We start from the raw sequence: 21741 nt of genomic DNA on the forward strand, positions 1-21741 counted from the left end.
ATATTAGTCTACTGCCGCTCGTCTGCGCTCATCTGCCGTTCTTTACCTTTGGAGCGCTTTGTTGTGATTTTCGGACTCAGATGACGCTATTTGTGCGATTTAAGCCGTTTTGAGCAACTTTCGGACTGGAGAGGTGCTATTCCTCTGAAAAAGGCCTGTTCCTGTCTCTTTTCATCCCCATAACGGCGCTGGTGTCCGAACACTCGGCAAATTGGCAAGATTTCAGGAAATAAGGGCTCCTGAGTCCGTCACCTTGTTAGTCTACTGCCGCTCGTTGCGCTCATCTACTGCTCTACTATTGCTCATCTACTACTCTTCTACTACTCTTCTACAACTCTTCTACTTCTCTTCTGCACTCATCTGCTGCTCATCTGCCGTTCTTTACCTTTGGAGCGCTTTGTCATGATTTTCGGACTCAGATGACGCTATTTGTGCGATTTAAGCCGTTTTGAGCAACTTTCGGACTGGAGAGACGCTATTCCTCTGAAAAAGGCCGGTTCCTGTCTCTTTTCATCCCCATAACGGCGCTGGGGTCCGAATACTCGGCAAATTGGCAAGATTTCAGGAAATAAGGGCTCCTGAGTCCGTCACCTTGTTAGTCTACTGCCGCTCGTTGCGCTCATCTACTGCTCATCTACTGCTCATCTACTGCTCTACTATCGCTCATCTAATACTCGTCTGCGCTCATCTGCCCCTCATCTACTACTCATCTTCTATTCGTCTGCACTCACCTACCGTTCTTTACCTCTGGAGCATTATGTGTACGACACGACACCCCGCGCATCTAACTACGACCAAACCACAAAAATCCCGGCAGCCATCAACTGGCCCCGGGACATTTTTAAATCTACTTTCATTTAGTCATGGAAATTAAGTCCAGAGGTAACGGCTTTAACATAATCTGCACGGATCACGAAATCTCCAAAATGCTCGCCTTGTTGACGTTCTTTGGCATATCGGTGAAGAATAGGTTCAAGCGTCTCTAGGATCTCCTTCTCATCTATGTTTTCTTTATACATTTTATTGAGGCGATCACCCGTAAAGCCTGCTCCTAAATACATATTGTATCTGCCAGGAGCCTTGCCGATAAACGAGATTTCACCCAGCGCCGGTCTAGCACAGCCATTAGGGCAGCCGGTCATTCGGATCACAATTTCCTCGTCACGCAAACCAGCCTTATCTATAACAAGCTCCAGCTTATCTATCAACGAAGGCAGATAGCGTTCCGCTTCAGCCATCGCAAGTCCGCAGGTTGGCAGTGCTACACAGGACATGGAGCTGCGTCGCAATGCAGAAAGATGTGCTCCATCTGTTAGTCCATGCTGTTTAGCCAGCTCAGCTACTTTGCGTTTTTTGGCAGTAGTGACGTTGGCAATCGTTAGATTCTGATTCGGCGTTAGCCGGAAATCTCCAGTATGAATCTTAGCAATCTCCCGCAAGCCACTCATCAAGGTGTATCCTTCTTGGTCATGAATCCGTCCGCTTTGGATATAAAGTGTCAGATTCCATTTTCCGTTGGTACCCTTCACCCAGCCGTAACGGTCTCCGTTGTGATCAAAATGATAATCACGTGCTGCTTCAAGCTGCCATCCGAGTCTTTCATGCAGTTCGTCTACGAACCATTCCAGACCATGGCGGTCAATTGTATATTTGAACCGTGCATTTTTGCGGACAGAGCGATTGCCATAATCCCGCTGGATTGTTACGGTCTTTTCTGCCACATCAATCAACTGTTCCGGACGGCAAAAACCAATAATACGTCCCAACTGAGGATAAGTACTGGTATCGCCATGAGTCATCCCCATACCGCCGCCTACAGAAACGTTGAAGCCGACTAGCTTCTCATTTTCCAGAATAGCGATAAAACCCAGATCTTGCGAGAATACATCCACATCATTAGAAGGGGGCACCGCTAGACCAATCTTGAATTTACGCGGTAAATATACCGGACCATAGATCGGTTCTACTTCCGCACGTTCGCCTAAGCTATCTACTACCTTCTCACCGTCCAACCAGATTTCATGGTAAGCAGGCGTACGTGGTGATAAGTGATCACTTACTTTGCGCGCCCATTCGTAGACCTCTGCATGCACCTCTGACTGGTAAGGATTCGGATTACTCATTACGTTACGGTTAACATCGCCGCAAGCTGCCAGCGTCGTCATCAGCGTATCATTAATGCTGCGAATGGTTTTCTTAAGATTCCATTTGAGTACCCCATGCATTTGAAACGCCTGTCTGGTAGTCAGACGTAAGGTTCCATTGCCGTATTTTTGTGCCAGATCATCCATCACTAGCCACTGCTCTGGTGTCGCTACCCCGCCTGGGGCAACTACACGAAGCATGAACTGGAATGCAGGCTCCAGCTTTTGCCGTTCGCGCTCGTTGCGTAAATCCCGATCGTCCTGCATATAGCTTCCGTGAAATTTCAGCAGCCGATTATCATCTTCCGGCAAGCCTCCGGTAATTGGATTGCTTAATGTCTCAACAAGCGCGCCCCGCAGATAGTTACTCTCTTGCTTAATGTGCTCAACATCGCTTGGAGGCCCGCCGATCGGCTTAACCTTTTCATTGTTTGCCATTGTTGTTATCTCCCCCCGAAGTCATTCGATAACTTTCCTCTATCCATTAGTAAACATCACGTTGGTAGCGCTGCGCCTGCTGCATATTATCCAAATAAGCTGCCGCTTCTTCAGGACTCAAACCACCCTCATGCTGGATGACAGTAATCAGAGCAGAATGAACATCATGTGCCATATGCTTCTCGTCTCCGCAAATGTAAATATGAGCTCCCGCTTGCAGCCATTCGTAGACCTCGCGGCTCTTTTCCAGAATGCGGTGCTGAACATATACTTTCTCTTCGGTATCACGGGAGAAAGCAACATCCAGCTTAGTTAACAAGCCGTCTTTAAGCATTCTCTGCCAGTCCGTCTGATAGAGGAAGTCCGTCACAAAATGCCGATCTCCGTAGAACAGCCATGATTTACCTTCCGCCCCAAGCTCACCACGTTCCTCCAGGAAAGAGCGGAAGGGTGCAACACCTGTGCCCGGTCCAATCATAATGATCGGTGCATCAGGATTCGTCGGAAGCTTAAAGTTCGGATTATGTTGAATGTAGATGGGCAACGTATCTCCCGGCTGGACTCTTTCAGCACAATGTACCGAGCAGACCCCATAACGCTCACGGCCATGTGCCTCATAACGTACAGCTCTAACCGTTAAATGAACCTCATCTGGATTAGCTTTATAGCTGCTGGCAATTGAATAGAGTCGTGCCGGAAGCTTGCGCAAAATAGTCACAAAGCTACTGGCCGAACCCTCCCATGGAGAGAAGTCCTGAACCAAATCGAGCAGATCGCGGCCTTGAATATATTCCTTAAGCTGTTGCGCACGTTCTGGCGACAATAGATCACTTAATTGGTTAGAAGAAGATAACTTCGCCGCTTGTTCAAGTAACGGTTTGGTCAATACAGTGATTTCATAGTGGTGAAGAAGGGCCTCACGTAAGGTGCCGTCTTCCCCTTTTTTATTAAATGGAACAATATCATTAGGATTCCAGCCCATAGTATGAATAATAGCGTCTACCAATTCAGGATGATTCTCCGGATAGACACCCAGCGCATCCCCTGGCTCAAATTGTATGTTAGAACCTTCTAGGGATAGCTCCAAATGGCGGGTCTCACGGTCAGAACCACGTCCGTTCAGATTTAGATTCTCCAATACTTCCGCTTTAAAAGGATGGTTGCGGGTATACAAAGGCTCCTGAGAATCTGCGTCTTCTGCAGCTTGAACCGCTTTTGCCGCAATGGCCGGAGCATTTAAATGTGCATTTAAAGCACTAATGACGCCTTCAAACCACTCGGTAACCGAATCATCATAATCAAGATCACAATCCACACGCGGACTTAACCGCTTGCCGCCAAGTTCCTCAAGCCGCTGATCGAAGTCCTTGCCGGTCTGACAAAAGAATTCATAGGAGGTATCCCCCAGTGCCAGCACTGAGAACTTCAGATTCTCTAATTGAGGAGCTCTTTTGCTATAGAGAAATTCATGGAACATCCGTGCATTATCTGGCGGCTCGCCTTCACCATGTGTACTGACCAGCAATAGGAGGTTCTCAACCTTCTTAAGCGCATTGGGCTTAAAGCTGTTCATCGCAGCGAGTGTGACCTGAAATCCTTGCTCCTCCAGCTTGCGGGACAAGCTCCCAGCCAGCCGTTGGCAGTTCCCTGTCTGGGACCCAAACAACACGGTCACTTCACGTGAAACTGCAGGTTGACTAACGGTACTACCTTCCACATTTCCTATCGTATTTGATTGTACTGCTTGAACCCCGGCACTTGCCGATGGTGCAGTAGTAAAGCCCATGGCTGACAAATAACCGCTAAGCCATATTTGCTGTGTCTCCGTTAAGGATGGTAGAAGACGATTGAGTAGCTCGACTTGGCTCTCGTTAAAAGGACTGTTCGTTACCTGTAGTTGCAACAATATCCACCTCTCCTAAACATGAAATCTTCTGATGATCCGTACCTCATGAAATCAGGCTATCACAATAATTGTAAACGATCAATGATGTCGATTTACCCTAATAATTGTATTTTATTGAAAAATCATCTATAAAGTACGTAAAAACCGATCAAAACAGTATGATTTAACCTGTTTTGATCGGTTTCATTATAAAAAGTGATACTATTTATAAAATATTGTGATAAATAAAAGCTATAATTTTTGCTTACTTTCGGGAAATAACACCTCGCCGCTCCCCGTCTTAATCTTCACTATCTCCTCAAGCGTATTCGACAGCTCGCCGGGTGGATAAGGTTTAGTTAAATATTTTTGAATTACATCGTTTAATTGATTCTTATCCGATTGATCCAGAGCAGAAGAAATAACGATAGGTATATTTTCAGTTCTTGGATCTTCTTTAAGCATTCGGATCAAATCCCAGCCATCCAGCTCTTCACCCAACATCAAATCTACCACAATCGCCACAAATGGTGTTTTCAAGGCCTGATCAAAAGCTTGCTGTGGATGGTAATGATGGGTAACACGGAAGCCCTTCCCTTTAAGCTCTTCTGATAAAAGCAACGATAGACTGTAATCATCTTCAACGATCATCACATTAGGCTTGTGCTCTTTATCGGTGCTCCATTTATTAAGCTCATCCTGTTGCCGGCTCGCTTCCGCATGGAGAATAGGAAGGCTAAACCAGACGGTAGTGCCCTCTCCTTCAACGGAATCTATACCGATATTTCCCTTTTGCTTCTCAATGATCTCCTTACAGATGGCAAGCCCGAGTCCTGTTCCTCCAATTCTTTTAGAGGCGCTATTATCCACTCTTCTGAATTTTTGGAATAGCTGTCCTATTTGATCCTTAGGAATGCCAAGACCATTATCCTGGATACGTACAATAATTCTATCCGACTCGTTATGCAGCAGTACTTTAACTTCATTGTTATCAGGCGAGAATTTAATCGCATTACTTAACAGATTCGTCAGAACTTGGACAATCTTATCCTTGTCCACGTCAACATCCGCATTCAAAGCCTCATCCACTAGGAGTACATGATGGGTACTGCTCAGTTTATATTGATCAATTACGCCTAATACAATTTCACTGAGATTCAAATGCTCCGTGATATATTGCTGCTTACCTGACTCCATTCTCTGCAAATCAAGAAAATCATTAATGAGCTCCGTCAGTCGTTTAGCTTCTTTATGAATCGTCTCCAGATATTTAAGCTGCTTCTCAGGCTTCATGGTCTTAGATAATAACAGTTCTGTGAAACCAAGTACACTCGATAGCGGTGTTCTTAGCTCATGACTTACCGTACTGACAAGATCAGATTTCATAAGGTCCAGCTCATATTCTCTAGTGATATCTCTGTAAACAAACAATGTACCAATACGCAGCTCGCGACGGAATACAGGGATCGCATACACATCAATATGCTTCATCGATTCAGTTCCAATGGAGTATTGCATGCTGCTGGATTCCAGAGCATCCTCAGCAATCGCTTTTTCAAAAAACATCCGAAGTTCATGATTCTCATTCGAGTGCTCAATGAAATAATCCATCCATTTCTGACGGGGAATCAAAGCTCCTTCTGTCCACTCATAATTAAAAATGTTGCTCAACGCTTTATTCATCTGCAGGAGCATACCTTCTGTATTCACAAATTGTATGCCCTCGTTCACATTATTTACGATGTCCCGATTCAGCTTTCGTCCATGTTCAATCTCTTCATACATGAATAAACGTTCAATCGCCAGCGCTACGCGGTTCATCATCCCTTGAACCTCATTAATCTCTTCTTTGCTGAAGGAATGACCAATCCGGCTGCCACAGAACACTGCAAGAATCTCATCCTCTGCGTTCACAACAGTAGTGTAGAAGTCGTAAACATAGACCTCACTCGCAGAAATCCCTTGCTCTGATTGTGTGGCCAGGCGCTTGATTAGGTACGTTTTTTCCGCTTGCAAGCGATATAACATCTCATTATTCTCATGATCAAGATAACGCTCCACATTCTCCTGGGGAATGCCTTTCACAGCCGCGATATTATCTTTCACAAGCAGGAAGAAACTCGAATCAAAGGCATACAGGCGATGCATAAACTCAATAAACTTATCGGCAAATTCATGTTTATCCAAAGTATAAGTAATATCATGATTCAGCTGATTATTTAGCTCTAGCATCATCTTGGTCTGTTCTGTGTTTTTTAACGTTTCGGCTAGCTCCTGCTGCACGCTTTTCATTGAGGTGATATCGTTCGCAATAAGGATGTATTGATAAATCACACCCTCTTCATTCAGGTAAGGCACAATCGTCAGATGCAGCCAGATGGGCAATCCGTCTTTGGCTAGAATCTGCAGCTCATTGTTCCACACTCCGCCTGTATTTAATTTGTTAAAGATTTTCTGATAACCCTCATCAGAGAGATTATAAAGTTCAAATAACTTATAGGTGTAACCGATAATCTCAGACTTTTTATAGCGGGTATATCCACTTAAATTATCATTCGCGTAGGTAAAGACACCTTTAGCAGTAAGGATCCCCACCGCAGACGATTGATCCAAGGCTTTCATCATACTCTCAATTTCACTAAGCGAGCGCTGCAGCCTATATTGCTGATCCTGAAGTTCATCCTGCTGCGCATGCAGCTCTTCATTCTGCATCATCAATTCTTCTTCTTTATCTTGAATACTTCTAGCCATATTTAGAAAAGCATCATAAAGTCGGCCAATTTCATCTTGATTCTTAAGCTTGCCCAGAAGAATTTCTTCTCCTGCAGCCAGGGAATGGGTTGCCCCTTCCAGCTTCAGAATAGGATCTATTAGGTTCTTCAGAATCCGCCAGATCATAAAGGTGAAGATTAGCAGAATAATCGTGCTGAAAAAGAATGCGATAAAGGTAAACTCATTGGCACGTTTGATGTAATCCATAGCCATAGTATTTAATGCGGCATCGGATCGTTGCTTGTACTCTTTTGTATACATTAAAAAATCATTTACTGATTTCGTGTTGCCATCTGCGGATAGAGCTCTCAAAGACACATAATCGTCTGCCTCGACAAACCGAATCGCTTCCGGCAAAACTTTAGTTTTGTACTGAACATAAAATGCTTTCAAACCATCTCTAAACAAGGCTTCTTCCGGAGATAAATTGAGATTAGAATAGGTATCCAGAATCTTATCAAAGTTAACAAGTCCTAAGTTTAAGAGCTCTAATTCATTGTCACTCTTAAGTGCGCTGAATCCCCTCGCTCGGAAAAAAACCTCATTTAACGCAGTCGCCAATTCGTTAATCGTGTCCGCCTTATTTTGCAGAACTTCACGGTCTCTACTTAATTTGTTCTGCTCATTGTTTATGAAAAACAAAAATACAGATCCCATAAGAATGATTAACGAAAAAACCAAGGCAATGATACGAAAATATCTATTTTTAATACTGTGATTAGAGCTGCTACCCTTTGTCACTTAGGATCCCCTCCACAATCTGCAAGAGTTCCATCGGACTAAAAGGTTTTGGCATAAAATAACGTGCGCCTGCATCTACCGCTCGAAGACGATCTACATCTTGGGCTTTGGCTGTTAACATTAAAATAGCTGTAGCCTTCTTTTTCTCATCATCCAGTTGACCTAGGACTTCAATCCCTGTCATTTCAGGCATCATATAATCCAATATCACCAAATCATAATGATCCTGTGACAATTTTGAAAGCGCCTCTAATCCGTTCTCGGCAGTGTGGATCTCCACGTCTTCCAAATCTTCTAAGGTGTCTACGATTAACATTCGTAATACTTCTTCATCATCCACTACCATTACCTTTTGCATAGCTGCCTAGTTCCCTCCGCTTTAGATCTCTCCTGGTGCTCACAACATATTCAGAACCCAATTAGAACAAAAATCTATGAGCCAACCGCTCTATCCTCGACAATAACTCAGGCATATGGACCGGTTTGACTACATAATCATCGGCACCCATCTGCAGGGCATGTACAATATCCGCCTGATTGTTTCTTCCCGTCAACATGATCACTAATATATTTACTTCCGGATACGTTTTGCGGATTCTTTCCAGAACTTCTACTCCATCCAGATCAGGCATCACACCATCCAGCAAAATAATATACTTCTCATCCACGGCATACCAATCCGATTGCAGGAAATCAAGCCCATTCGCATAGCTGCTAACCTTCACCTCAGCAATATTCTCCGGCTCCCAAATGGCGAACTGACTGGTCACAATTCTCCGAATTAGCGTATCATCATCCACAACAATCACATTCAGAACCGAATGCTTTTTAGTAGTGGATAAATGGTCCGAATAAAGCGTTGTCTGATTCCTTCCAGCATGCTTACTGGCATAAAGAGCCTGATCTGCTTCCTCAATCAATTTATCGGCTATATTCTCGGCATCTGTTACCTCAGAAATCCCGCTAGAGATAGTCACATGAAAGATTTCATTTTTCGCAAAAAAGTCAGTCGCCGCAAACCGCTCTTGAATACGTTGTATAACCAACATTGCAGATTCCGCATCCGTGTGAGGTAAAAATACTGCAAACTCTTCTCCCCCATAACGGCAAAAGGTATCCTCCAGACGGATGGAATTCTTCACAAGCTCGGAAAAGCCCTGCAGCACTTCGTCTCCGATTAGGTGACCATATGTATCATTAACGTTTTTAAAATAATCCAAATCAATCAGCGCTAACGAAAATACGCGGTTGGTCCGCTTAAAATCACCAATCAGCTGCTTCATGACTTGATTGAAGTGTTTGCGATTAAATGCGCCGGTCAAATCATCGACGATGATGGACTCCTGCCATTCTCTTTTGAGCTGAAAGCGATTTTTGATCAATACCAGAAATAAATCAATATCTACAGGCTTCGGTAAAAAATCCATCACCCCCAGCGAATACGCCTGCATTTGCGTCGCTTTGGAGTACTCCCCACTTATAATAATAATGGGAATTCGTTCTTTTTTAGCCTTGCCGATAATTTGGTTCAACACCTCAATCCCGCTTTTATCCGGTAAAAGAATATCCAGCAGAATGAGATCTGGTTTCGTTTCATAAAAGATTTTGAGTCCCCGTTCAGCAGATAAGGCAATGCTTACATAGTAATTCTGCCTCTCCAACGACTCTTTCAGATAAGCAACTAACTCTACATCATCGTCGATAAGAAGAATATCATTCTGCGTGAGTGTCTCAGCAGGTCCCTTTTTATCCAATGCTTTGACAGAGCTTGAAGCTGCCAATGAATGGACATTAAACAATGGAATCAGTGGATATAAATAATCCCCCCATTCCTCGACTGACCAACTCTTAAGACTGCTTTCCATGAAATAGGGCAGCGTATCCTCGGCAAATTGTTCGACATCTGGTAATCCGACAGTTCCAGCAGTGCCTTTTAAATTATGCAAGAAACGATAAATGTCCTTTTCCTTCACTTCCGCCTGTTCCGTCCATTCCTGGAGGGTCATCTTCGTTCTTTGCTCAACCATGTCTTTATATTTTTGTGTAGTCATATTTACTCCTTCAGACTATCATATCAAACTCTCAGTTCATCACATTTTTTATAGGCTGTCAAATGAATTTTCTATAATTTCAGCTGCCAAAACAAATATTTAATCAAACTGACAAAAAACCTTTGGTTGAAGCTTGTTTCATCATTTGCAATAATAGTTGGAATGGTTCATTCCGTATACACGGTGAAATCAACAAATACAAAGGGAGGCTGTATTCATGAAGGGGATTATTACTGTATTAGGAAAAGATAAAGTAGGGATTATCGCTAAAGTATGTACATATCTAGCCGAACACAATTTGAACATTCTGGATATTTCGCAGACGATTGTTCAAGATTATTTTAACATGATGATGATTGTAGACATTTCTAGCTCAACTAAAGCTTTTGAGAATATTGTAGAGGAATTACATTTGCTTGGCGAATCGATTGGCGTGGAAATCAAGCTTCAGCATGAGGATATTTTTAATATTATGCACCGAATCTAGGAGGATGGCTGACCATGATATCACTAGTGGAAGTACAAGAAACGAATAAGATGATTCGTGAAATGAATCTGGATGTGCGTACCATAACGATGGGGATCAGCCTCATGGATTGTGCCCACACGGATATGCGCACCTTTAATCAAAATGTATATGACAAAATCACCAGATCCGCTGAAAAGCTCGTAAAGACGGGTGAAGATCTGGAAAGACAATTTGGGGTTCCTATCGTTAACAAACGGATTTCTGTCACACCCATCGCTATTGCCGCTGGTGCGGTGAAGACAGATACCTATGTACCTGTTGCTGAAATCCTGGACAAGGCTGCAAAAGAGGTAGGCGTTAACTTTATCGGCGGCTTCTCTGCACTTGTACAAAAAGGCTGCACCAAAGGCGATCGTATTCTGATCGACAGTATTCCAGAAGCATTGGCAGTCACTGAAAGAGTCTGCTCCTCGGTCAATGTCGGTTCCTCCAGAAGTGGAATCAACATGGATGCTGTGAAATTAATGGGTGATATCATTATCCAAACTGCGGAACGCACCAAGGATCGGGATTCCATCGGCTGCGCCAAGCTGGTAGTCTTCTGTAATGCCGTTGAGGACAACCCTTTTATGGCCGGAGCATTTCACGGGGTTGGAGAGCGGGAATGTGTCATCAACGTTGGCGTCAGCGGTCCTGGTGTCATCAAACGTGCGCTTGAAGAGGTTAGAGGGCAGGATTTTGAAACCTTATGTGAAACCATTAAACGGACAGCCTTCAAAGTCACACGTGTCGGTCAGCTAGTTGCTCAAGAGGCTTCCAAACGGATGAATGTTCCTTTTGGGATTATCGATCTATCCTTAGCTCCTACTCCAGAAATCGGAGATTCCATTGCCGAAATCTTTCAAGTCATGGGTCTGGAGGAAGCTGGCGCTCCGGGAACAACCGCTGCTCTGGCGATCCTAAATGACAATGTTAAAAAAGGTGGCGTAATGGCCTCCTCCTATGTAGGTGGACTTAGTGGAGCCTTTATTCCGGTCAGTGAAGATCATGGCATGATTCAAGCGGTTCAGCGGGGTGCCCTTACACTAGAGAAGCTGGAAGCTATGACCTGTGTGTGTTCCGTAGGACTGGATATGATCGCTATCCCAGGAAGCACTACCAAGGAGACCATTTCCGGCATCATCGCGGATGAAGCTGCAATCGGCATGGTGAATAACAAAACCACTGCGGTTCGCGTGATTCCAGTAATCGGCAAGGACGTTGGTGAAATGGTCGAATTTGGCGGCCTGCTCGGATATGCACCAGTTATGGCAGTGAATGGCTTCAACTGCGCGAATTTCGTTAATCGTGGCGGACGAATCCCTGCACCAATTCATAGCTTTAAGAATTAATAGAAACCTCTAACAGCAAGTCCCTATTTGTACTTAGGAGACTTGCTGTTTTTTTATATTCTAAAGCTTAGAATATTAGTTTATCTTGATTAAGCCCGTTGAATGCCGATATTAGGCGTTCCGCCAGTCAAATCGATAAATAATACATAATCATTTCCATCTGTGCCCTTCAGCACGAGACCCGTCTGACCTACAGCACCTACAGAAAAGTATCGAACCTGTTGCAGGCTGGTAGGAGCGCCTGGTGGCAATGTTGCTTGGTTCGTAGCGATCAACCGGGTTGCAGCTCTGATGGTGCCTGCCCCGCTAATTTCACCGGTAACCCCCAGATGACCGAGTATGGATTCACTGCCGTTCACATTTAGGCTTCCCATTATAGTCTGACTACCATTCAAATGCAGATTCGAATCGATAGTCTCATTTCCATTAACGTGCAGATCATTTTGAATGGTCTGACTTCCTGTAACTAGAACGCTATCGAAGGTTGGCAAGGCGATCATCCCTTTCAGGTTTTATAGTATATCTTATGTTAAACAAGCCAGCCCTGTCATAGATAGATATACAGCTTTCACTAAATCCGCTTTTTATCTTCGAGACTCTGATTAATGGTCTTATACCTAAAGTCAAAATAACCCCCTACACATATAATGATTAGCAAGACTCGGTGCTAGAGCGGACGACTGGCTCCACAGAACACAGGAGGAATTATGAAGAAGACAGCTAATAGGCTCACTCCTGAAAGGCCTTCAAGTCACGAAGTCACCATCAGCCAAGTTAATCCATCGCAACACCATAACCTCATCCTAGAGATGAACTCTTATAGAGCAGAGCCTTTGCAACGGGAACTCAAACAATTAAGAATATTGCTGCTGGTTCCTACAGAGGCAAGCGGTAAAATGCCTAATGTACGACTTTTTAAAGATCAACTAAGGCATCTGGTCAAAGAAGTACTTGCTATTAAATTCCAGCATAATCTGGAGGAATATTTAGCCCATTTTCAACCTGATCTAATATTAGCTCTAGGATCGGAGACCCTATTTCCGGAGGAGAACCTCCCTGCTCTGAAAGCTTCCAATGTTCCCAAAGCGGTATGGATGGCAGATGCCGCTTGTCTTACTCCAACAGAACGTAATCTGGCATTGTTATTCGATTATATTTTCACACAGAACATAGCTAATCTGATCTATTACCAGGGTTTATGGGGCAAACACTCCAGCTATCTCCCATATGCTGCGGATACGGATCTCTATTATCCAAGACGTGTGGAGGACTGTTATAAGAGTGATGTACTCATTCTGGGCGATTTTCAAATCGATAGTGTGCTTTACACGTTGGCGTATTCAGACCTACTTCAAGGCCTTAAGGTAATGATCGACGGGCGTGGTTGGGAACCCCCCAGAAATTTCATTGATATCACCCATAGTAAAGATATGTCCAGCTATTATAATGGAGCAAAAATCGTCATCAATTGCACTGGTTCTGTGCAGCAGATTATGGAGGTCACCGCTTGCGGTGTATTTCAGTTAGTGGAGGATCATCCCCATCTTCATAATTACCGAATTGCAGAAGAAGATCTCATTCGTTTCCAGAACTTCAAAGAGCTCTCCGATAGCTTTAAGCACTATTTTTCACATAGTGAAGAAAGAAGAATTTCTGCCTCTCGTGCCCTAAAGGAACTTAAATATAACCATTCTTATATCCAGCAAGGAAAGTTACTGCTGAGAAAAATATTCAAGGAACCATAGGGGGTGACCTGACTTGAAATGCATTGCTTTTGTATTGCCTCAGTTTCATCAGATCTCAGAGAACGATTCCTGGTGGGGTGAGGGTTTTACAGAATGGACAAATGTCAGGAAGGCTGCAGCCCTTTATCCTGAACATGATCAGCCCAAGAAGCCATTAAATAATAACTACTATGATTTAACGGATCCTAAAGTGAAACAATGGCAGGCAGAGACCGCAAGGGCTCATGGCATTTACGGTTTTTGTTATTATCACTATTGGTTTAATGGCAGGCGACTGCTGGAACAACCGGTTCAGCAGATTCTTGCGAGCAAAGAGCCTGACTTCCCCTTTTGCCTTTCTTGGGCTAACGAACCCTGGACACGTAGCTGGGATGGCACCGAAGAGGATGTCCTGATGCCACAGGAATACGGAGAAGAACGGGATTGGCGAATGCACTTTTATGCTTTACTGGAAGCCTTCAAAGATGATCGTTATATCCGGGTGGAGGATAAGCCTGTCTTTATCATTTATCGGTCTGCTAGTATCCCGCACTGTGAAGAAATGCTTCAATATTGGCGCGAATTGGCTCTGCAGAACGGACTTAAAGGACTTCATCTGGTCCGGACACTGGGCGGTTTCCCCCTAAAGAAAGAGCAAGGATTCGATGCCAGTCTGGAATTTGAGCCGCATTACACATTCGCACATGGCGGGGTTAAGCATTTATGGAGCTCAAAGCAGGTGGAGGATCAGAGGCATATCGTAATTGATTATGATGAGTTATGGGAATCCATGTTGGAGCGGACACCCCATAGAGACGGAGAAATCATATATCCGGGAGCCTTTGTCAACTGGGATAACACACCACGTAAAGGCCCTGCCGGACAAAGCACCTTAGGCGCTAATCCTCAAAAATTCGGCCAATACCTTTCACGACAAATTGAGCGCGCCAAAAAAATGTTCAAAAGTGAATATATTTTTATCAACGCCTGGAATGAATGGGCTGAAGGGGCCTACCTAGAACCGGATGTACGTTATCAATATCAATACTTGCAAGCCGTTAAGGAAGCCTTACAGTTTCATCACAAAGAAGATCCTTCTTAGCCGTAGCGCCAGAAGGATCTTTTTCATTTTATGTTATCTTTCAGATGACTGCACTTTGGCACTTCTTGCACTCACCAATCTCCAGCCAGTTAATAAAGCAGCCACTAGACATATCGATGCCGAGGTTACAAACACTACATGCATGCCCTCGATAAATAACTCTGGCCGACCAGGAACTAGCCCTGTCACCCTATAGCCGGCTTTACTGCTCATCACTTGAAAAAGTATTGTAGTAGCAATTGTTATGCCGACAACCATACCCACATTACGAACTAACGAATTGACACTACCCGCAGAACCAAGCTGTGTTCTTGGTACCTTAGACATGACAAGCGAATTGTTCGGCGATTGAAATAGACCACTTCCTATCCCCAGCATAGCGATCCACACACCTACCAGCACAACAGAGCTTCCTACATGAAGCTGTGCTAATCCGAACTGCGCAATAACCATGACCACCAGCCCTGCAAAAGTCAAAAATTCCGAGCCTATTTTATCCGATAGCGCTCCACTCATTGGAGCCACGACTACCATACATATCGGCAGCAGCATTAACAAAAAGCCTGCATAGAATGGCGATAAATTAAGCATGTTCTGTGCATAAAACGGCGCGATAATATTGAAGCAGAAATTCGCTGTAAATACGAGAAAACCACATAAGATACTTAAAGAAAACAACGGATTCTTAAATAATGACAGCTGCAACAGCGGTTCTTTTCTGCGAAGCTCCATCCATATGAAAGCAACGAAGCTGACTACTGCAACAATTATTGATGTAACAATTAAGCTGTTACCATATCCAAGCTGTTGACCTAGTAATAATCCTGCGAACAAAGTAATGATAAAGACAGCGAACAGTAAACTGCCCGGCACATCAATCGAAGATTTCACTCTCGTTAAATCCTTAGGCAATACCTTCCAGCCAAAAAATATAGCGATCAGGCCAATAGGGACGTTTACCCAAAAGATATACTCCCAGCCTAAGGTGGAAACCATAATCCCGCCTAGACTTGGACCGGCTATACTTCCCAGAGACACGAATGTACCAATGAAACCAAGGGCTTTACCACGCTCCGTGGCAGGAAAGATATCCGTAACAATTCCCTGACTGTTCGCCATGGTCATCGAAGCACCTAAGGCTTGAATTACGCGCGAAGCAATTAAGGCTGGTAAGCTTACACTAAGCCCACACAGCATAGATCCAATAACAAATACAATCGTGCCAATCTTAAAAATTCGAATCTTTCCTACGATATCTCCAAGCTTGCCGAAGAAAAGGATCGCCGCACAGATCGCCATTAAATATCCTGTTGTTACCCATTCGATTTGCGCCATGGGCAGCTTCAGTTGTTTGGATAGCTCAGGCAGAGCAATATTGACAATACTACCATCAAGGGTGGACATAAACGTAAAAATATTCAGAACAATTAAGATCATCCAGCGCTTCTTCTGAATTTCTTTATCCTCCTGATAGGTTGCACTTACAGAACTCATAACTAACACCTCATTAAATATTAATAATCACTGTTTAGTTGCGCACGCAACCAAACTCGCCATACCCAGTGTACAACAATTTAGTTGCGTGCGCAACGACTTTATTGTACACTTTATTTCAAGGCAACAAATGAACGAACATATAACCCAAAGAGGTGTCTATATTGGCAAGAGAGCCTATCGGGAAGCTAATTTCCCATCTTCACCGTCAAAATCAAAAGAAACTGGTTAAGCAATTTGTCCCCTATGGAATCGGTAGTGGTGGACAGCATAGCTTTCTTAAATTGATTCTCTCTCGGCCAGGCATTACTCAGGATCAGTTAACTGCCGAATTGAAGTTCGATAAAGCAACTACAGCACGTTCTGTGAAGCAATTAGAGAATTCGGGATATATCGAGCGCAAAGACGATCCTAATGATCGACGCTCTCACCTTCTATATCCTACCCCAAAAGCCATCGATTTCTTCCCAGTTTTACAGTCCATCTTAGATGAATTTAATAAAAGCCTTGTGGGCCATTTAACCGATGAAGAAGTAGAGCAACTACATTTCCTGCTGCAAAAAATCAGCAAAAACGAAGAATAGAACATAAGAAAAAGGATGTCCCACAGCCATTAGGCTGTTGAGGCATCCCACGTTTACTTTTGCTTTACGAGCTCAGTAACTTCTTCCGTAATCTCTTCTCCGCCCATACTCTTCCATTTAGCTACAAACGCATCAAAATCACTAAGCGGTGAATCACCCACAATGATATTTAAGAACGTCTCATTCTCCAGATTCTGCAGTTCCGGCCATTTAGTCTTCATAAGTCGGGTGTTCCCATAAAAGACCCCACGCACTCCCTCTATAGCAGTTGAGGTTAACACAGCTACTCCGTATTTATACGCATTTGCTGCTTTCCAGCCTTCAAGATCTTTTTTGGGCTGCTCTGTTTCTGCTACCCATTGATCATAAATGAGCCGGGTATCAGAATTTAATGTATCCGGGTCTATCTTTCCGTGCAAAGCCTGCTGGATATCAGCATAATGTTTCTCAATCGCATCCCTATAATCTATCAGAAGATCGAACGGATAATATGCACGCAGCTGAATGCCTGTCTGCGCAGAGAAATCACCCAGCTTTTTTACCTCCTCTTGATTAGGATCCTGTCTTCTTTCGAGTCTTGTAAACACGTTTAATTGCTTGATTACAGCCTCAGGATGTTCAAACCCTTTACGCACAACAAGATATCGATCTGTTACCGGCGCTAAATGAGCGACAAACTTACCGGAATCGTCAACTGGAGCTGCATATGCTCTCCATTCTGCCTTCGTATCCAAAGCCACTGCCTCTGATAAAGGATAATAAGGCATCCACCAAGGACCAAAAAACATCCCGGATTTACCTGTAATAATAGGCTCCTGAGTTTCCTTATATAGTGCAAAGTCCGGATCCAGCAACCCGCGTTTATACCAATCAGCAAGTTTAGCAAGCGCTTGTTTGGTCTCTGGTGTAATGGAGCCATACACGATATTGCCGTTGTTATCCTTAATCCAATTCGTGGGGAAAGCGTGAAATGCACTAAACACAGCATCCAGACCATTAACTAATGGTTTAGTTCCATATACGATATTTTTGTAGCCGCTTAGACCGACGGTATCTCTTTTTCCATTTCCATCAGGGTCTTTTTCAATAAAAGCTTTGGCAATTTTCTCGATGTCTTCAAAAGTTTGAGGAGGCTGCAGCTCCAGCTTCTCCAGCCAATCCTGACGTACCCAGAGCAGCACGGGAGAGTCAGCATCAATAGCTACATTCGGTAATCCATATAGTTTACCATCGCGGGAAGCGTCCTCTAATGCCTCCCCCTTTGTAGAATTGTACATATCCTTGATAAGTTCAGATCCATATATTTTATAAGTCTCTGTCAAATCTTCAATCATATCATTATCAATTAATTTCTTCAGTTGATCCCGATCCACAACCATGGCATCAGGCAAATCGTTGCTATCAATGGCAAGCTGTACCTTTTGCGTAAAAGCATCCTCACCCTTCGCTTCCCAGGAGTGAACCACTTTGATATTCGTAATGCTCTCTAAATAACGGGTGATTGGATTGTTATCGTTGCTGTCACCTGTATTAAGCCGCGAGTCGGGAACCTTAAACCCTACTCGGATCACAATCGGATCCTCATATTTGCTATAAGCGATAGAAGTAGCTTCATCCCCTGCCTGAGGGCTTGCAACCGAATCTACAATGCCAATATTGTCACGACATGATGTCATTCCAATGACCATAAACACTAGGAGGATAGATTTCCAAAATTTCATATTTGGTTTTTCCCCTCCGCACGGAATTCACTTGGTAATTTACCAATACGTTCTCTGAACAATCTGCTGAAGTAACGATCATCCTCAAAACCGGACCGCGAAGCAATCTCACAGACGGGAAGTGTAGTCTCCAGCAGCAGTGATTTGGCAAGCTCCAGCCGCATTCCCCGTAAACATTCACCAAATGTCTCTCCGGCAAAACGAGCGAAACATTGGCTGAAATAACCACGGCTCATATTAATGACGGCTGCTACGTCGCTCTGATTGATTTTGTCACCTGCATGGCTCTGCATATAACGAACTGCACGAATAAGACAGGACATAACCTCTTTAGTTAATCCAAGTTCCAGCATTCTTCGTCCCACATGATCAGAAAATCGCCGCAGCCAGTTCTTCCAATGGCACCAGTTCAGATTATGGGAGATGTCCCTTTCCAGTTGAGCAGCATCTTCAGGCTTTAATAGTAAAGAACTCCAGCTTTGTATTAGAGAGTGTGCAAACGCCAGAAACTGATCAGAACGGGGTTTCTGCTGAAGTATGTTTGCTACAAATTTCTCCCACTCATTTCCATCAATTGTCCACTTTAGATTCTGTGCTTGCTCCAGCAGATTATCCGCCTCTTGTTTTGAGTAGGGAGCCCCTGGTTCCTTCTTTATGTCTTCATATTTCAATGAGGTCAAATCCTCAGGTTCAGGATGATAAAATAGAATACGGCGTAATTTCGCAGTGAGCTGTTCCTCTAATTCCTGTAACGGTTGATCTCTCAATCCACTGATCAGCGCGGTCTGCCATCGTCCGGATAGCTGGATCTTTAGTTCACGTTTGCTCTCATCTATTGAGAAACGATGCAATAAGGGCGACATCCACATTTCATGAAAAGTAATAAGCGGATTATTTTTCACGCTGGACAGCTGAAATAATTCTTCTTCATTGCACTGATGATTTAGGGGCAAATACAGCAGAGCCTTATCAGCAGCCATACGTTTACTTTCCCCACGAACCAGAGCATCCCGTGTATTGTCCTCCCATTTAATACGATCGACAAGACGTCTGATGGTTTCATCCGCATTTTCCATCTCAAGCAGTGTTTTTACAATATAGTCAACGGCTCCTAAACGCATAGCCTCCTGAACATAGTCAAATTCATGATGACAAGTAAGGACAACACAGCGAATGCCTGCGAACCGTTGTCTAACCATTTTAATAAGCTCGAAGCCTGAAATGCCTGGCATGGTCAAATCCACAAATAATAAATCTACTTCCTGCTGTTGAAGCAGCTCCAAAGCAGATTTACCATCACCTGCCTCCCCAACTATAACAATCCCTAAGGATGACCAGTCGATCAGGGAAATGAAGCCTTTTCGCACGAGTCTCTCGTCATCGACAACTACAGCCTTAATCATCGAAGTCCTCCTTACCTTTCCTCGGAATCACAATGGATACAACCGTACCTTCTCCTGGCTTACTGAACATCTCTAGTTTCATTTGTTCTCCATAATAGGTTCTAAGCATCCGGTTCACATATGAAAAACCAATTCCAAGTCCCCGTTTTTTCGCTCCATCATCAGACAACAGCTGATCTAATGTATCTGCATCCATCCCAGCGCCGTTATCTTTTACACATAACTGAACTTCTCCTTCACCATGTTTCGTTATCTCAACATCTACCTTGCCATTATCGCTTAATCCATGATAAATCGAGTTCTCCACCAGAGGCTGAAGCAAAAATCTCGGGACAGCCACAGACAATACATCCTCATCAGCTTCAACGTTAAATTCAAATTCATAATCATAACGAATACGCTGCAGCTCCATATAATTTCGAATCGCTTCAATTTCCTCGCCAATGGTAACAATGATGCTTTGCTTTCCCAGATTATAATGCAGCACCTTTACAAGAAGAGTGACCAGCTTGTCGATCTCCTTCTGGCCGTTTAGCCGGGCCATCCACTGTACCGTATTTAAGGTATTATGCAAAAAATGAGGATTGATCTGGCTGAGCAACTTCTCAATCTCAAATTGGCTTTTCTGTTTCTCATTATGGGCAACCGCAACAATCAGCTCATTCACCTGTTTTTTCATCTGCTGAAAGTTGGTAAGCACGAAATCAAATTCTTCCACATTCGTATAGGCTACCGGAGCGGTAACATTTTCCGCCATTCGGTTGATTTCAAGGTTGACCTTACGCAACGGACCATAAATTTTCCTCCAGATGATCCAAGCCAGAAATCCGGCAAAAAGAAGGGTGGAGAAGGCAAGTAAGATCATTTTATAAAACCAAGAGTAAATTTCACTGTTGAATTCTGATTTTTTCACAACAGCAATAAGTTTCCAGCCCTGAGGACTCGCGTAACGAAAAAGATGATATCCGCTTAGCGTTTCATGGGTGAGATTGGAGTTGCTTCCCGCAGCTTTAATAATACTTAGCGGAAGTTTGCCATCGATCACTTTTGTACTATTACCTTGCTGATTGACCAGCAGATGATTTACTTTCATCCCGTAGGACTCCTGATTGAAGATTTTGCGAAACAAACTATAATTCGTCTCCAAATAAATATAAAGCTTATGCTGGCCCGGCACACGGACAATCCGCTGCTCCGAGAATACGAGATTATCACCAACAGCGTACATAGTGGGATGTGGTCCATAATAGTCAGCCCCGTTATATCGCATAAAAGACGGCAATGTACTGATATCAAAATTTCTGCGTGCGCTCATGTTGGTGAACAGAACGGGATCATCGCTGTCCGGCATAATGTAGGCTGTAAGTCCAATATAAGGGTTCGTAAAATTGACTAGATTGATCTTCTGGTTGATGGAATTCATCATTTGCGATTTGCGAAAAATCTGTTTTTCCTGAATAAATGAGGACATCTCCTGCACAATCTGACCGTCCAGAGCAAACTGTTTGGAGGCAAAATCCATATTGTCGATGGCATTCTCCAGGCTTGAGGCTTCCTGTCTCAGACTAGCGCTGATCCCGTTGCCAATTTTACCTGAAAGGATGGAGTAAATAGAGGTGTAGGTTACGAATCCTACTAAGAGAAGCGGAAGTAGTGTTCCGATTACTAGATAGATAAATAAGGTATTACGTAAGGATTTGACAGCTGGAGTATGACTCCGCAGGGGTACTCTTACCATCTGGATTATCCTCTTCTTTCTATCTGAAAGCGTTTTATATTAATGTGAGAATACCACATTTATCCTTAATTGAATAGAATAAGG

The 21741-nt window shown here is 43.7% G+C and carries 15 protein-coding genes; 5 read left to right on the top strand and 10 right to left on the bottom strand.

Annotated features, from left to right (window positions below):
* Positions 1-857: 857 nt before the first annotated feature.
* The 5 genes from cysI to MKY14_RS11145 form a co-directional block, all read right to left on the bottom strand.
* Positions 858-2582 (bottom strand): assimilatory sulfite reductase (NADPH) hemoprotein subunit, encoded by a 1725-nt coding sequence (gene cysI / locus MKY14_RS11125; RefSeq protein WP_076276070.1) that lies wholly within the window; start codon positions 2580-2582, stop codon positions 858-860.
* A gap of 46 nt (positions 2583-2628) precedes the next feature.
* On the bottom strand, positions 2629-4485 hold the full coding sequence (locus tag MKY14_RS11130; RefSeq protein ID WP_340977042.1) for an assimilatory sulfite reductase (NADPH) flavoprotein subunit: 1857 nt from the start codon (positions 4483-4485) through the stop codon (positions 2629-2631).
* Positions 4486-4719: 234 nt separating this feature from the next.
* On the bottom strand, positions 4720-7980 hold the full coding sequence (locus MKY14_RS11135) for an ATP-binding protein (protein WP_340976487.1): 3261 nt from the start codon (positions 7978-7980) through the stop codon (positions 4720-4722).
* Positions 7967-8338: a response regulator gene (locus MKY14_RS11140; protein WP_076130763.1), complete on the bottom strand. Its 372-nt coding sequence runs from the start codon at positions 8336-8338 to the stop codon at positions 7967-7969. Before MKY14_RS11140 ends, MKY14_RS11135 begins: the two co-directional genes overlap by 14 nt.
* Positions 8339-8399: 61 nt before the next feature.
* A complete protein-coding gene (locus MKY14_RS11145) occupies positions 8400-10031 on the bottom strand; it encodes a diguanylate cyclase (RefSeq protein WP_076130764.1) in 1632 nt (543 codons plus the stop codon).
* 217 nt (positions 10032-10248) lie between these two features.
* Here MKY14_RS11145 and MKY14_RS11150 point away from each other — a divergent pair, with 217 nt between their 5' ends.
* Both MKY14_RS11150 and MKY14_RS11155 read left to right on the top strand, forming a co-directional pair.
* Positions 10249-10518: an ACT domain-containing protein gene (locus MKY14_RS11150; RefSeq protein WP_036685776.1), complete on the top strand. Its 270-nt coding sequence runs from the start codon at positions 10249-10251 to the stop codon at positions 10516-10518.
* 17 nt (positions 10519-10535) lie between these two features.
* Positions 10536-11891 carry a PFL family protein gene (locus MKY14_RS11155; RefSeq protein ID WP_248548616.1) on the top strand — a complete coding sequence of 452 codons (1356 nt, stop codon included), beginning with the start codon at positions 10536-10538 and terminating at the stop codon, positions 11889-11891.
* Between the two features lie 89 nt (positions 11892-11980).
* On the opposite strand, the gene MKY14_RS11160 is transcribed toward MKY14_RS11155, so the two are convergent.
* Entirely contained in the window at positions 11981-12391 is a 411-nt protein-coding gene (locus tag MKY14_RS11160) for a hypothetical protein (RefSeq protein ID WP_248548519.1), read from the bottom strand.
* Positions 12392-12598: 207 nt separating this feature from the next.
* Between MKY14_RS11160 and MKY14_RS11165 the strand changes: the two genes are divergently transcribed.
* Both MKY14_RS11165 and MKY14_RS11170 read left to right on the top strand, forming a co-directional pair.
* A complete protein-coding gene (locus MKY14_RS11165) occupies positions 12599-13636 on the top strand; it encodes a glycosyltransferase family protein (RefSeq protein ID WP_312151270.1) in 1038 nt (345 codons plus the stop codon).
* Positions 13637-13649: 13 nt separating this feature from the next.
* Positions 13650-14717, top strand: a complete 1068-nt coding sequence (locus tag MKY14_RS11170) for a glycosyltransferase WbsX family protein (RefSeq protein WP_340976490.1) — start codon at positions 13650-13652, stop codon at positions 14715-14717.
* Positions 14718-14750: 33 nt separating this feature from the next.
* Here the strand turns inward: MKY14_RS11170 and MKY14_RS11175 are convergent, their stop codons facing one another.
* Positions 14751-16211 carry an MFS transporter gene (locus MKY14_RS11175; RefSeq protein ID WP_340976491.1) on the bottom strand — a complete coding sequence of 487 codons (1461 nt, stop codon included), beginning with the start codon at positions 16209-16211 and terminating at the stop codon, positions 14751-14753.
* Positions 16212-16375: 164 nt separating this feature from the next.
* Here MKY14_RS11175 and MKY14_RS11180 point away from each other — a divergent pair, with 164 nt between their 5' ends.
* The gene (locus tag MKY14_RS11180) at positions 16376-16795 is read left to right on the top strand and encodes a MarR family winged helix-turn-helix transcriptional regulator (RefSeq protein WP_076130769.1); all 420 of its coding nucleotides are present in this window, start codon (positions 16376-16378) and stop codon (positions 16793-16795) included.
* Between the two features lie 53 nt (positions 16796-16848).
* Here the strand turns inward: MKY14_RS11180 and MKY14_RS11185 are convergent, their stop codons facing one another.
* The 3 genes from MKY14_RS11185 to MKY14_RS11195 are packed head-to-tail and all read right to left on the bottom strand — an operon-like array spanning position 16849 to position 21657.
* A complete protein-coding gene (locus tag MKY14_RS11185; RefSeq protein ID WP_076278766.1) occupies positions 16849-18516 on the bottom strand; it encodes an extracellular solute-binding protein in 1668 nt (555 codons plus the stop codon).
* Positions 18513-19919: a response regulator transcription factor gene (locus tag MKY14_RS11190; protein ID WP_076278767.1), complete on the bottom strand. Its 1407-nt coding sequence runs from the start codon at positions 19917-19919 to the stop codon at positions 18513-18515. Before MKY14_RS11190 ends, MKY14_RS11185 begins: the two co-directional genes overlap by 4 nt.
* Entirely contained in the window at positions 19912-21657 is a 1746-nt protein-coding gene (locus tag MKY14_RS11195; protein WP_076276063.1) for a sensor histidine kinase, read from the bottom strand. The genes MKY14_RS11190 and MKY14_RS11195 overlap by 8 nt, the downstream gene beginning before the upstream one ends.
* Between the last annotated feature and the right edge of the window lie 84 nt (positions 21658-21741).

It is taken from the genome of Paenibacillus sp. FSL R5-0887 (genome assembly GCF_038002305.1).
Classification (GTDB): Bacteria; Bacillota; Bacilli; order Paenibacillales; family Paenibacillaceae; genus Paenibacillus_AQ; species Paenibacillus_AQ odorifer.

Excerpts from the sequence above, each read along its gene's own strand:
- cysI (WP_076276070.1), bottom strand. The coding sequence starts at position 2,582 with ATGGCAAACAATGAAAAGGTTAAGCCGATCGGCGGGCCTCCAAGCGAT.
- MKY14_RS11140 (WP_076130763.1), bottom strand. The coding sequence starts at position 8,338 with ATGCAAAAGGTAATGGTAGTGGATGATGAAGAAGTATTACGAATGTTA.
- MKY14_RS11145 (WP_076130764.1), bottom strand. The coding sequence starts at position 10,031 with ATGACTACACAAAAATATAAAGACATGGTTGAGCAAAGAACGAAGATG.
- MKY14_RS11150 (WP_036685776.1), top strand. The coding sequence starts at position 10,249 with ATGAAGGGGATTATTACTGTATTAGGAAAAGATAAAGTAGGGATTATC.
- MKY14_RS11160 (WP_248548519.1), bottom strand. The coding sequence starts at position 12,391 with ATGATCGCCTTGCCAACCTTCGATAGCGTTCTAGTTACAGGAAGTCAG.
- MKY14_RS11165 (WP_312151270.1), top strand. The coding sequence starts at position 12,599 with ATGAAGAAGACAGCTAATAGGCTCACTCCTGAAAGGCCTTCAAGTCAC.
- MKY14_RS11175 (WP_340976491.1), bottom strand. The coding sequence starts at position 16,211 with ATGAGTTCTGTAAGTGCAACCTATCAGGAGGATAAAGAAATTCAGAAG.
- MKY14_RS11185 (WP_076278766.1), bottom strand. The coding sequence starts at position 18,516 with ATGAAATTTTGGAAATCTATCCTCCTAGTGTTTATGGTCATTGGAATG.
- MKY14_RS11190 (WP_076278767.1), bottom strand. The coding sequence starts at position 19,919 with ATGATTAAGGCTGTAGTTGTCGATGACGAGAGACTCGTGCGAAAAGGC.
- MKY14_RS11195 (WP_076276063.1), bottom strand. The coding sequence starts at position 21,657 with ATGGTAAGAGTACCCCTGCGGAGTCATACTCCAGCTGTCAAATCCTTA.